Raw genomic sequence first — 12,298 nt, 5'->3', positions numbered from 1 at the left:
TTTTATCACTTCTCATCTGTACTTCTCATTTGTGCTTCTCGTAGATGGAGCGAAGGGTATTGAGGGTGCGCGAGAGCAACATACGGACTGTACCTTCACGTTTATCGAGGATGCGCGCGATCTCCGCGCTACGCAGGCCATTGACAAAGCGAAGGTAGAGGAGCTTCCTCTGGAGCTCCGGTAATTCCTGTACATGTGTACGCAGCAGCGCATGGCGCTCTGTGCGCATGGCGTGTTGTTCCGGCTCCTGATCTTCATCGAAGTAGAGCGCGTCCGCGACCTGTTCTATGGGCGATACCTGGCGGCGCTTCAGACGACGATGCAGATCGACCGTCTTGTTCTGCGCTACCCGCCACAGGTAGGCTCGCTGTCTCTCTATCGGCACATTCTGAAAGTTTTTCTGTTCAAGCGCCGCCAGGAAGACATCAATGAGCAGGTCCTCGGCATCCTCGCGCGTTGGCGTATGCATGCGCAAGTAGGCAAAGATCTCCTGAGCATAGCGCTGGTAGAGTTCAGCCGCGAAGGCGTCATTCCCGGCTGACAACAAGTGTTGTTGCATGTTCCATCCTACTGTAGTTCTTCTCGCTAGCGATTTCACTGCATATGTCGCTCAAGAATGAAATTTGCCACATTGTTTGACTTCTCGCCGCTGCGTGGCTCGCAGGGGTAAGGGTGTGGGGCGGCGTGGCGGAGCCACGCCGCCCCACACCCTTACCCGGAATTTACGTTGGTATGAGCCTTACGTCTTTGTTATTGTGTTTTTTGCAGGATGACGATGTACTGGTGGGCGATGTTGGGAATGTAGGCGAAGGGGTAGCCGTAGGGGCGCAGGCGTGTTCCGGTCTGGTACCAGATGATCTCGCCTTTGGGGATCAGACCGTGGAGGCGAGCACGGCGCGCCAGGTCGACGTGGGTAAAGATGTACTCACCATGCTGATAGGCGTCGCGCACGATGATGACCATGTATTTCCTGGGCTTCAGGAGGCGGGCACACTCTTGAAAGATATGCTCCATGGCCTCTAAGTAGGTCTCATAGCTGGGCAGGTTGGCGAGGTCGGCGGGATCATCTGAGCGCATATCATAGGTGGTGCGCCGGCTGGCGTGCTGGTTCGCCTTGCGCTTGCCCGACATGGTCTGGGTCATGTGAATATTGTAGGGGGGATCGGTGGCAATAAAGTCAAAGCTGGCGCTCTCCATCTCGCGCATGAGGGTCAGGCAGTCGCCATGCAGCATAGGCTGGGGCAGCAACTGGTCCAGGTTCTCTTCCAATACACGCTGGTAGATCTCTACCCATTGCGAATTAATCTCGATCCCCAGGGCCTCGCGGGGTTTGATACAGATCGAGGCACCTATAAGCGTTCCGCCTACGCCCGCGAAGGGGTCGAGGACACGTGCGCCCGGCTTGGTAAAGAACTCTATCAACTGACGCATGAGCTGTGGGGGCTTGTTCGCGCCGTGGGCCTTGCGTAGGTGATGGCTATATTCTGAGGGGTATGAGGTCGTCAGGATGCTACGAGTAAAGTAGACCCATTCGGCTCCGTTTAACTCGTTGAGTCCGTTGCGCGATGATACATCTTGTCTCTTCATACACGCTCTTCCCCATATACTTACTGTATAGATCTATGCTCAAAAACAACACTTTTTCTCTCGAAATTATGCGACTAATTACCTGCGCAAAACGTAAATTTATAATAGGAGGTATCACTAAAACGCGGGGTCTCCCCATGTCCTGCGTTTCCCCCTGGTGATGCCTTCTTTTCGTGTAAAAGTATGTAGCAGGGGCTGGGCGGGATCATGTTCCTTTTACTTGTTACTTGTAAGATTTACTAGGGCCAGATGAGTAAGTCGTCGTTACCAGGCGAAACAGGGTCTTCGCTGGTGGAGTGTGTGCGCCGCCATTCGCAGCCTACCTCGCCACTCTGTAGCAGGTGCTGCATGACGTCGTCATAGTCGTTGAGCGTAAACTGGCCAAAGTATTCAAGCATAGCCTGCTGGCGTAGATCGGGCCAGCGGCGCACGCGCTGTCCTCGCCCTAACTGGATGATGCGCTGCGTTAACTGCTCCAGAGAGGCTGCATGCCGCTCCTGCTCCTGGACGAGAAACCACTCCTCGGCAAGCACACCGTCATGGATCAGGGCATAAAGACGCCGCCGGTAGTCACAAAGCGCCTCATTCATATGTTGAAAGCTGTCCTGGCGCCTGGTCGCGAAGAGCAGGGTCGAGGGTACATACTCCATCCAGGCTGGCCCCACCTGGACCGGTAACGCGAGTCGTTGGATGGGCAGGCTAAAGTAGCGCTTCATGCTCAGTATAAACAGCTTAAGAAAACCATCTATGGCCTGCGCACGCTCAGCTTCGGCACTGGGGAGGGTCTTCCAGCGGTCGGTGCGCAACAGATTGGTCAGCTTAAGTCCCACCTGCTCGTCACTTCGCGCGGCATGGAGACAGGCATCAATCGCTTGATGGGGAAGCCAGAGGAGGAGTTCCGTGGGGGCGGTACGCTGGTAGATCTTGAGCAAATGGTCATTGCTAAAGAGCGAAGGCGTAAAGGGATTAAGCAGAAATATGGCTGGCGAAGGCTCAAGCTCACGCAGCAGAGCAGCGCCACCATCCAGCCAGTTGCTGCGCAGGACACCACCATCCTGGGGCAGCATCTCTTGCGTTGTATGGGCATTCTGCCTGGAACCGCTTAGCAGCAGCCCATAAAGCGAGAAGGGTGGCTGCTCCTGAACAAGTTCGCGCGCTAGAAGCGAGATAGGGCACAGGGCCTGTGGCAGCATGAGCACATCTGGCTCTTTTTTGCGCCGCTTCTTCGAGCCATTGCCATTCTCAATGTTTTCAGGCATTGGCACAAGTATCTGCTCGCGCGCGTTAAGCCCCAGGGCATCGACCCAGTAGCAGCGCCGGAAGATGCGCGTGGCGGCAAGGGCACGACAATATGCCGCTACATAGTCATGCAGCAGCCAGTGGCGCAGCGTCGCCAGGATCTCTCGTTCATTTGGCCTGCGCGCGCGTTTGCGCGGGCCATTCCCGCTTATCTGCGTCCATACGTCCTTATTCGCGTCGTTGCTTTCGATGTTGGCCCAGAGGTTCATTTGATATATTTTATCATGTTTAGGCGCGTGGAAGTAGACATCCCTTTCGCGCCTACGGCGCTCAAGGGGTAAGAAGATGAATGTGCAGGTCCGAGGCCTCTGGCCTCGGACCTGCACATTCATCTTCTTACTCGGGGGGAATAGTGCTATGCACTGGAATAAGAAGTAGCCTCGGGGGGAATAGTGCTATGCGCTGGAATAAGAAGTAGCCGCGTACGCCAGTAGCGAGCCACACCACCAGTAGCGGGCGTTCCCAACAGTAGCCGCGTACGCCAGTAGCGGGCCTGTAGCCGCGTACGCCGGTGTGGGCTTATTTGACACACCTGTGAGACTGTACTACAATAGATGCTGAGGAAGTGTATTTTTGACACTAGTCGATGCATTTTTTTCATGCAAATAGTGCAGTTATTAGAAATTGAAGGTTCCGCATATGGGATCAGCACTCCCCATTTTTATCTTAGTAACGCTTGCGGTCCTCTTCGGCCTCCTGGTTATGGTGGTGACCAACGTGCTTGGGCCACGCAAACCCTCGCCGGAGAAGCTCGCGCCCTATGAATGCGGTATTCAAGAGATTGAGCCGCCCAAGAAACGCTTCCCAGTCAAATATCTGTTGACTGGTATGCTTTTTATTGTGTTTGACATCGAAATTGTGTCGTTCTATCCCCTTGCAGTCCTGCTCCACCAGCTACAGCTTTTCGGACTCATTGAACTGCTCGTCTTCCTGGCGATTCTGATGGTGGGCTATGTCTATGTTTGGCGGAAGGGAGCTTTTTCATGGGAATAACCAATCCCTGGGAGCCGGTACAGACCTACTCCAACACGCAGACACCACGCGAGCTACCAATGCATCAGAAGGATGGTAGCTTTGGCGTGCTAACCACGCAGGTAAGCAAGATCCTGGATTGGAGCCGTAGCTCCTCGCTCTGGCCCGCGCTCTTCGGCCTGGCCTGCTGCGCCATTGAGATGATGTCGACCAGCGCCAGTCGCTTCGACCTTGCGCGGTTTGGAGCCGAGGTCTATCGCGCCTCACCACGCCAGGCCGATCTGATGATCGTCGCTGGACGCTGCTCGGTCAAAATGGCCCCTGTGTTGCGCCAGATTTATGACCAGATGCCAGAACCAAAGTGGGTCATCTCAATGGGAGCCTGCGCCTCCTGCGGTGGCGTTTTCAACAATTACGCCATTGTACAGGGAGTAGATAAGATCGTCCCAGTCGATGTCTTTATCCCAGGTTGCCCCCCTACTCCCGATATGCTGTTGTTCGGCTTCAATGAGTTGCAGCGCAAGATTCGTGAAGGCATTCCCAATCCACCCGATCCTTTGAAGGATAGCGGCCTCAAGCTCGTCGGTCCTTCAAGCACGAATATGGATCTGTAGGGTCAGCTTCTTTTAGTCCATGCAAGCATGGACCCTACACGATATACCAATCTTGATTGCCTGCCTGAGAGAAGGTAGCAGCGGCACGTTCTTCTTAATACGAAAACCAATCCCCATTCGGGGATGCGGCGCCACTATAGTGGCTAGCGCTTCGCGCTCAGGTTTTCGAGAGGAAGTTCAGACAGAAGAAACGAAACACAAGCGAAAAGTGGGGGCAACCAGTTTCTGGTTAGCCCTCTTTGTGCGCAAGGGCGGTTATTTCCAGTATCGTCTCCTTGCCCTGACGCCGCAGGTGTAAAGCGCGACTCGTGTCGCCATGGACCTGGCTTTTAGCTCTACGTTCCCCTACGACCTGCGGCCTATGTTGATGATCTTTAACTAATTGCTTTGGTAATGATTGCACTCACAACTTGCCATATTAACTGGTTAAAGTTCCATTCAGTGTTCGGTTACTTTTTTAGGAAGTTATTTTATGGTCATAACAGCAGCTTCGACAGTGGACGTTGTGCGGGAGAAGTTTCCGCAGGCCGTGCTCGAAACCGTTGAACACCGTGACGAGCAGACAATCATCCTCGATCCAGGCTCCCTGGTCGAGGTCTGTCAGTTCCTGAAGGCACAGCTCCAATACAATTTTCTAGAGACGGTAACAGCGGTTGATTGGCCAGAGCGCACACCACGCTTCGATGTCGTCTACCAGCTTCTCTCCATTGAACACCAGTGCTTTATTCGTCTCAAGGTGCGTGTGGGTCAGCGACGCGAGACCCATCCAGAGGTTCCCAGTATTACGAGCGTCTGGGCTGGCGCGAACTGGTATGAGCGCGAGGTCTACGACCTGTTTGGGATTACCTTCGCGGGCCATCCCGACCTGCGCCGTATTATGATGCCTGAGGACTGGACCACTCATCCTCTGCGCAAAGATTATCCTATCTCGGGCTTCGAGCTTCCCGAGCCTCACTGGGGTGGACAGGTTCCTTATAATGTCGATCCTGGCGTTGGCGATTACTATCAGCAGTCGCTGCGTTCTTCCGAGGGTCGTCAGTTTAACGAGGGCCGCACTCAGGTCAATCCTGGTCAAGAGCCAGGCACATTGCCAACAACGGAAGAGGCCTAGATCAGCTCCATGACCTTATACGAAAACCAACACCGCTCTCGCGGCTAGCGCTCACGCGCTCAGGTTTTCGGAGAGGCACTAAAGAGGACAGCTTATGCAGCAAAAAGAGAAGACGAGTACACCGCTAGCCGGGTACTCCTATACCCTTGATGAGGGGCAGCTCCTCGAAGATGGCCAGCGTAACGATACGATGACCATCAACATGGGGCCCCAGCACCCCAGTACGCATGGCGTATTGCGCCTCATTCTAACCATCGAGGGTGAGACCGTTATTAAAGCCGTACCCGATATCGGCTTTCTCCATACTGGCATTGAGAAGACCGCCGAGGTCAAGTCCTACCATCAGGCCCTGGTTCTGACGGACCGCATGGATTACCTCGCGCCGCTCAATAATAACCTGGGCTATAGCCTGGCGGTGGAGCGTCTCCTGGGCATCGATGACGAGATCAACGATAAGATTAATGCTAAGATCAACTACACACGCGTCATCCTTGCTGAGCTTCAGCGTATCGCGAGCCACCTGGTCTGGCTAGGAACCTCGGCGCTTGACCTGGGCGCGCAGAGCGTCTTCCTCTATTGTTTCCGCGAGCGCGAGATGATCCTCGATATCTTCGAGCTGATCTCAGGCGTGCGTATGATGACCAGTTACATCTGCCCCGGTGGTCTACAGGCCGAGCTGCCCAAAGGCTTCGAGGCGAAGGTACGCGAATTCCTGAAGGCCTTCCCGGCGCGCCTGCAAGAGTATCATGACCTGCTCAGCAATAATCAGCTCTGGCTGGAGCGCACCCGCAATATCGGCATCCTGACACAGGAAGATGCCCTGGCCTATGGAGCCTCGGGTCCGACCCTGCGCGGTAGTGGCGTGGTCTGGGATATCCGCAAGGTCTTCCCCTACAGCGGCTACGAGAAGTTTGACTTCGACATTCCAGTCGGCTCCACGGGCGATGTCTATGATCGCTACATGGTGCGCATGCTGGAGATGGAAGAGAGCCGCAAGATCATTGAGCAGGCGCTAGAAGGTCTGCCCACAGGTCCCTACCGCGTCCAGAACAAAAAAGTCACACCGCCACCCAAGTGGCAGATCACCGGTAGCATGGAGGCCCTGATCCACCACTTCAAGCTCTTCACCGAGGGCTATCGTCCACCCCAAGGCGAGGTCTTTGTGCGCACCGAGGCCCCCAAGGGCGAGCTAGGGTTCTATATGGTCAGCGATGGCGGCCCCAAACCCTATCGCATGCATGTGCGTGGCGCATCCTTCGCCAACTTGCAGGTGCTCCCGCGCATGGTCGAGGGGACCTTCCTTTCGGACGTTGTCGCCGCCATTGGTAGCATTGATATCGTGCTTGGAGAGGTTGATAGATGATTTCAGAGAAGGCTAAAGAGCGCATGCGCGAGCTGGCCAAGCGTTATCCTGCCGCGCGTTCAGCGGTTATGCCCTCACTCTATATCGCGCAAGAAGAAGAGGGCTATATCACACGTGCGGGCCTGGAGGCCGTGGCCGAGGCTGTGGGTATGACAATCGACGACGTGGAGAGCGTCGCGACCTTCTACACCATGTACCATAAGCAGGCGCCGGGCAAGAAGATAGTGAAGGTCTGCACCAGCATCTCCTGTTATCTGCGCAACTGCGATAGCGTGATGGAACACCTGGAGCAGCGCCTGGGCATCAAGCGCGGCGAGACTACCCCGGACGGCAACTTTACCCTCCAGGGCGTCGAGTGCCTCGCGACCTGCGGCTATGCGCCTGTCATTCAGGTCAATGGGCAGTTCGTCGAGAACGTCACGCTTGAGAAGGCCGATGCCCTCATCGACGACCTTGAGCGCGAACTGAAACAGGGCAAACAGGTCAACGAGTCCAAGTCCGGTATCTCCCGGTAAAGGCACCAGTTACGAGGAAATGTGCAATGCCAGAAACAGCCAAGTTTCTTACAAAATATATCGATGTGCCGGGAATCGACACGCTTGAGGTCTATCGCCAGAACGGGGGCTACGAGGCCCTGGCCAAGGCCCTGAAGAGCGAGCCAGACCAGATCGTAGAAGAGATCAAGAAGTCTGGTCTGCGCGGACGCGGTGGCGCGGGCTTCCCCACGGGCATGAAGTGGAGCTTCCTGGCCAAAAACGATAAGCCACGCTACCTCTGCTGCAACTCGGACGAGAGCGAGCCTGGCACCTTCAAGGACCGCATGTTGATGGAGCGCAACCCACACCTGCTGGTCGAGGGCGTGCTTATCACTAGCTATGCCTGTCGCGTCAAAACGGCCTTCATCTACATTCGTGGCGAGCTACCCTACGCGGCGGATCAGGTCCAGCGCGCCGTTGATGAGGCCTATGAAACGGGTCTGATCGGCAGCAACATCTTGGGTAGCGATTATAGCATCGACGTGATCGTTCACCGTGGTGCGGGCGCATACATCTGCGGCGAAGAGAGCGCGCTGATGGAGTCGCTGGAGGGTCGCCGTGGCTATCCTCGCCTCAAGCCACCCTTCCCAGCGGTGGTCGGCCTCTATGGCGGACCCACGGTTATCAATAACTGCGAGACGCTCTGCACAGTGCCCGCGATTATTGAGCAGGGCGGCGAGTACTACGCCTCCTTCGGCACGGAGAAGAGTAAGGGCACGCGTATCTTTGGTTTGAGCGGGCACGTCAAGAAGCCCGGCAACTATGAGGTGGCCCTGGGCATACCTCTGCGCACTCTTCTTTATGACGAGCAGTATGGTGGTGGCATCCTTAACGACCGCCAGGTCAAGGCCGTCATTCCCGGCGGTTCCTCGACCTTCTTCCTGGGTCCCGACAAGCTGGACATCCCCATGGACTATGAGTCCGTGGCGGCGGCTGGCTCGATGCTCGGCTCAGGTGGTGTGATCGTTATTAATGACGAGACCTGTATCGTTGGAACCATCGCGCGCGCAGTCGAGTTCTACCGCGATGAGTCCTGCGGGAAGTGTACGCCCTGCCGCGAAGGTACCTACTGGCTCACCGAGCTTCTTGAGCGCCTGGAGCATGGCCAGGGCAAGATGAAAGATATCGATCTGCTCACCAGCATCTGCGGCAATATCAGCGGTAAGTCGTTCTGCCCCCTGGGCGACGCGGCGACCAGCCTGATTACCAGCGGCGTGCGCATGTTCCGTGAGGAGTTCGAGTACCATGTAACGCATGGCCACTGCATGGTTGGCGGACCTCATAAGCACGGAACCATCAACGCCGAAGCCGCCACCTTGAGCGCTGGCGCTAATTAATTATCCATAGGAATGATACAAACCGTCAGGTAGAAATAATTATGCCAGAAGAGAAAAAGGACGAACTCGTACACCTCACCATCGATGGCATTCCCGTCGAGGTTCCGCCAGGTACCCTAGTGTGGGCCGCCGCGCAGAAGGCTGGTATTGAGGTGCCGATCTACTGCTACCATCCCAAAATGCCGCCGCTGGGTGCCTGCCGCATGTGCTTCGTCGAGGTGGAGAACATGCCCAAGCCCCCTCAGACGGCGTGTACCACGCCTGTGAGCGAGGGTATGGTAGTGCATACCAAGACCGAGAAGGTGCTAAACGCGCGCCAGGGTACGCTGGAGTTCCTGCTCATCAACCACCCGCTGGACTGTCCGATCTGCGACAAGGCTGGCGAGTGCGACCTGCAAGACTTCACCCTACGCCACGGCCCAGGCGGGACGCGCTTCGATCTCAACAAGCGCCACTATCCCAAGCCTGTGCCCATCAGCAAGGATATCAACATCGACCGCGAGCGCTGCATTCTCTGCCAGCGTTGCACGCGTTTTAGCAGTGAGATCTCGATGGACAACGGCCTGGTTATGATCTCGCGTGGCTACAAGATGGAGGTCGGCACGGCCCCAGGCAATGCCTTTGACTCAAACTTCTCTGGTAACACGGTGGAGATCTGCCCAGTCGGCGCGCTGACGGCCACAAGCTATCGCTTCAAGGCTCGTCCCTGGGAGCTTAAACGCGTTCCCAGCGTGTGTAATAACTGTAGCGTCGGCTGTAACGCTCGCGTCGATGTGCGCGTCGACCGTGTGACACGCTTGATGTCGCGCAACAACGACGCCATCGATGATGGATGGCTGTGTAACCGTGGTCGCTGGGAGTTTGACTATGTGAACAATCCCGAGCGCCTGCGCACACCCTTGATCCGTCGCAATGGTACACTTACGCCCGCCTCCTGGCCCGAGGCCATCGCCTATGTCGCTCAGCGCCTGCAAGAGATCGCGAGCAAGCATGGCGCGCAGGCCATCGGTGGTATCGGCTCGACCCGCACTACCAACGAAGAGACCTATCTCTTCCAGAAGTTGCTACGCGAGGTCCTAGGCACGGCCAACGTTGATCACCATCATGGACTCTTCCTCGGCCCGCGCGACCGCCTGACCAGCAAGCCCTGGATGATGACCAACAGCATCGCCGAACTGGAGAAGGCTGGACACATCGTCCTGGTCGCCTCCGATCCCTACGAGCGCCAGCCAGTGCTCAACCTGCGCATCAAGAAGGCCATGAAGGCGGGAGCGAAGATCAGCATCATCAACTCGGAAACCACCGAGCTGGATCGTTTCACCAATAGCCCCTACAAGGCCGCCAAGGTGAATGTCCCTCAGAAGGGCGCGGGCAAGGCGGCCAAGCTGCTGCTCAACTACGTTCTGGAGGCAGGCGAGGTCCAGACCAGCGGCTACGAGGATATCAAGAGCAAGATTGGTCGTGAGAAGAGCGTTATCGCCGACGCCGAGAGCGCCTTTGGCGCCGAGGTTGTGGCGCAGCTCCGCCAGTTGGCCCAGGAGATCGTCAGTGCTGGCAGCGCCGCGAAAGGCGCGGTTATCCTGTACGATGAGATGGCGACCCTCGATCCCGGTTGCGAAGACCTGGCCGCCGATCTACAAGCCCTGGCCTTTGTCACCAAGAACATCGACCGCGAGGGTGCGGGCGTTGGTCCCCTCTTTGAGGATGCCAACTCGCTCGGCGCGCGCGACATGGGTCTGCTGCCCGACGCGCTTCCTGGTTACCAGGCGACGACGAAGGTTGGTATGACCTACAATGAGATGCTCACTGGCTCGCAGTTGAAGGCCCTCTTCGTCATGGGTGCCAACCCGTTGCGCCACCTGAATGGCGCGACCCTGCCCCAGTCCATCGAGTTCCTGGTCGTGCAGGACGTCGCCCTCAATGAGACCGCTCAGCAGGCCGATGTGGTTCTGCCAGCCGTGACCTTCGCCGAGAAGGACGGCACCATGACCAACCTCGACCACCATGTGCAGCTCGTACGCAAGGCCCTGCGACCCCTACCCGGCGCAAAGGCCGATTGGGAGATCCTAATCCAGCTCGCCCAGGCCCTGGGAGCCGACTGGAACTATATGCACCCCCGCGATATCTTCGACGAGATCGCCGAGCACAATCCCTTCTACGCGGGCCTGGCCCACGAAGATCTGGGCATGCAGGGCGTCCGCTCGTTGGAGCAGGAGGTAGCTCATGCTTGATTTTTTGAATAACGAGATCGTCGCCGCGGTCATCAAAAGCGCTATCGTGATCGCGATCCTGCTCACGGTCTTTGCCTATATGACGCTCATCGAGCGTCGCGTGCTGGCGAAGATCCAGGGCCGCCTGGGACCAAACCGCGTTGGCCCTTTCGGTCTCTTGCAGCCACTCGCCGACGGTATCAAGATGGCTTTCAAAGAGCAGCTTGTTCCGGGGCAGGCGCGTAAGTTTATCTACGGTATCGCGCCAATCCTCTCGACCATCGTGGCGCTCTCGGCCTTCGCCGTGGTGCCCATTGGCCTCAACTGGAGCGGCAAGACCAGTGTCCATAACGTCTGGGATCCCCTGATCGCCGATGTCAACATTGGCCTGCTCTGGATCCTGGCCATCTCTTCGCTGGCAGTCTACGGCATCGTGCTCGGTGGCTGGGCCTCCGGCAACCGTTACTCCATGCTGGGCGCACTGCGTAGCGCGGCGCAGATGGTCTCTTATGAGACCAGCCTGGGTATGGCCCTCGGTGGCGTGCTCATGTGGTCCCAGACCCTGAGCATGGTTGGCATTATCGACGCGCAGCGCGCTCCTGGCATGTCCTGGTTCATTCTGGCGCAGCCCCTGGGCTTTGTCATCTATCTTATCGCGGGCATCGCCGAGACCAACCGCGCACCGTTCGACCTACCCGAGGCCGAGCAGGAGTTGACCGCTGGCTACTTGACTGAGTACGCTGGCCTGCGCTGGAGTCTCTACCAGATGGCCGAGTATATCAACATGATCACGGTCAGCTCGGTGGCGACAACGCTCTACCTGGGTGGCTGGAGCCTCTTCGGCCTGGAGACGCTCTTTCCTGGCGCCTCGATCATCATCTACGTCGTCAAGGTTGCTATCTTCCTGTTCATCTTTATGTGGTTACGCGCGACCCTGCCGCGTATCCGTTATGACCGCCTGATGCGCTTCGGTTGGCAGTTGCTGCTACCTCTGGCTGTCCTCAACGCGGTAATCACCGCCTTTGTGGTGGCTCTTAACGGTGCCTGGTACATCAGCGGCCTGGCTGGCCTGGTCATACTCGCGATCATGTTCTTCGTCGCTCGCCGCCAGGGCTTTAGCGAGGGCACGCGCTTCGAGGAGAAGCAGGGCAAGGTCCTGCTCCCCACCTCGGTCCGCCTCGTCAAGTACGAGCCTAAAGCCATCGCCGAAAGCACCAGCTCCGAGCAAGAGCCAACAGCAGTCCAAGCGTAGGATGACAAGCGTAGGAG

Annotated in this window: 10 protein-coding genes and 1 pseudogene; 8 read left to right on the top strand and 3 right to left on the bottom strand. The window is 57.1% G+C overall.

The window, feature by feature from the left end; translation table 11 throughout:
* Positions 1 to 25: 25 nt before the first annotated feature.
* The 3 genes from JMJ16_RS38745 to JMJ16_RS38735 form a co-directional block, all read right to left on the bottom strand.
* Positions 26 to 559, bottom strand: coding sequence for an RNA polymerase sigma factor (locus JMJ16_RS38745; RefSeq protein WP_201390187.1), 534 nt, complete (start codon positions 557 to 559; stop codon positions 26 to 28).
* Positions 560 to 750: 191 nt separating this feature from the next.
* Positions 751 to 1,587, bottom strand: a complete 837-nt coding sequence (locus tag JMJ16_RS38740; protein ID WP_201390185.1) for a TRM11 family methyltransferase — start codon at positions 1,585 to 1,587, stop codon at positions 751 to 753.
* Positions 1,588 to 1,826: 239 nt separating this feature from the next.
* Complete coding sequence (locus JMJ16_RS38735) at positions 1,827 to 3,212, bottom strand: hypothetical protein (RefSeq protein ID WP_201390183.1); 1,386 nt, start codon at positions 3,210 to 3,212, stop codon at positions 1,827 to 1,829.
* Between the two features lie 313 nt (positions 3,213 to 3,525).
* On the opposite strand from JMJ16_RS38735, the gene JMJ16_RS38730 reads away from it, so the two are divergent.
* The 8 genes and pseudogenes from JMJ16_RS38730 (at position 3,526) to nuoH (ending at position 12,281) form a co-directional block, all read left to right on the top strand.
* Positions 3,526 to 3,879: an NADH-quinone oxidoreductase subunit A gene (locus JMJ16_RS38730; protein ID WP_201390181.1), complete on the top strand. Its 354-nt coding sequence runs from the start codon at positions 3,526 to 3,528 to the stop codon at positions 3,877 to 3,879.
* 59 nt (positions 3,880 to 3,938) lie between these two features.
* Positions 3,939 to 4,394 (top strand): annotated as a pseudogene (locus JMJ16_RS38725) (NADH-quinone oxidoreductase subunit B); the annotation flags it as partial.
* Between the two features lie 550 nt (positions 4,395 to 4,944).
* Positions 4,945 to 5,583: an NADH-quinone oxidoreductase subunit C gene (locus JMJ16_RS38720; RefSeq protein ID WP_201390179.1), complete on the top strand. Its 639-nt coding sequence runs from the start codon at positions 4,945 to 4,947 to the stop codon at positions 5,581 to 5,583.
* Positions 5,584 to 5,773: 190 nt separating this feature from the next.
* Entirely contained in the window at positions 5,774 to 6,946 is a 1,173-nt protein-coding gene (gene nuoD / locus JMJ16_RS38715) for an NADH dehydrogenase (quinone) subunit D (protein ID WP_374229154.1), read from the top strand.
* Positions 6,943 to 7,461, top strand: a complete 519-nt coding sequence (gene nuoE, locus JMJ16_RS38710; protein ID WP_007913085.1) for an NADH-quinone oxidoreductase subunit NuoE — start codon at positions 6,943 to 6,945, stop codon at positions 7,459 to 7,461. Before nuoD ends, nuoE begins: the two co-directional genes overlap by 4 nt.
* Positions 7,462 to 7,487: 26 nt before the next feature.
* The gene (gene nuoF, locus JMJ16_RS38705; RefSeq protein WP_201390176.1) at positions 7,488 to 8,819 is read left to right on the top strand and encodes an NADH-quinone oxidoreductase subunit NuoF; all 1,332 of its coding nucleotides are present in this window, start codon (positions 7,488 to 7,490) and stop codon (positions 8,817 to 8,819) included.
* A gap of 41 nt (positions 8,820 to 8,860) precedes the next feature.
* Entirely contained in the window at positions 8,861 to 11,050 is a 2,190-nt protein-coding gene (gene nuoG / locus JMJ16_RS38700; protein ID WP_201390174.1) for an NADH-quinone oxidoreductase subunit NuoG, read from the top strand.
* Entirely contained in the window at positions 11,043 to 12,281 is a 1,239-nt protein-coding gene (nuoH, locus tag JMJ16_RS38695) for an NADH-quinone oxidoreductase subunit NuoH (RefSeq protein WP_201390173.1), read from the top strand. The genes nuoG and nuoH overlap by 8 nt, the downstream gene beginning before the upstream one ends.
* Positions 12,282 to 12,298 lie beyond the last annotated feature (17 nt).

It is taken from the genome of Ktedonobacter sp. SOSP1-52, from assembly GCF_016587395.1.
This window is presented reverse-complemented; position numbering and strand designations above follow the sequence as displayed.

What these genes read in the sequence shown, in the direction of transcription:
- JMJ16_RS38745 (WP_201390187.1), bottom strand. Translation starts at nt 559, where the DNA reads ATGCAACAACACTTGTTGTCAGCCGGGAATGACGCCTTCGCGGCTGAA.
- JMJ16_RS38740 (WP_201390185.1), bottom strand. Translation starts at nt 1,587, where the DNA reads ATGAAGAGACAAGATGTATCATCGCGCAACGGACTCAACGAGTTAAAC.
- JMJ16_RS38730 (WP_201390181.1), top strand. Translation starts at nt 3,526, where the DNA reads ATGGGATCAGCACTCCCCATTTTTATCTTAGTAACGCTTGCGGTCCTC.
- JMJ16_RS38720 (WP_201390179.1), top strand. Translation starts at nt 4,945, where the DNA reads ATGGTCATAACAGCAGCTTCGACAGTGGACGTTGTGCGGGAGAAGTTT.
- nuoD (WP_374229154.1), top strand. Translation starts at nt 5,774, where the DNA reads ATGACCATCAACATGGGGCCCCAGCACCCCAGTACGCATGGCGTATTG.
- nuoE (WP_007913085.1), top strand. Translation starts at nt 6,943, where the DNA reads ATGATTTCAGAGAAGGCTAAAGAGCGCATGCGCGAGCTGGCCAAGCGT.
- nuoF (WP_201390176.1), top strand. Translation starts at nt 7,488, where the DNA reads ATGCCAGAAACAGCCAAGTTTCTTACAAAATATATCGATGTGCCGGGA.
- nuoG (WP_201390174.1), top strand. Translation starts at nt 8,861, where the DNA reads ATGCCAGAAGAGAAAAAGGACGAACTCGTACACCTCACCATCGATGGC.
- nuoH (WP_201390173.1), top strand. Translation starts at nt 11,043, where the DNA reads ATGCTTGATTTTTTGAATAACGAGATCGTCGCCGCGGTCATCAAAAGC.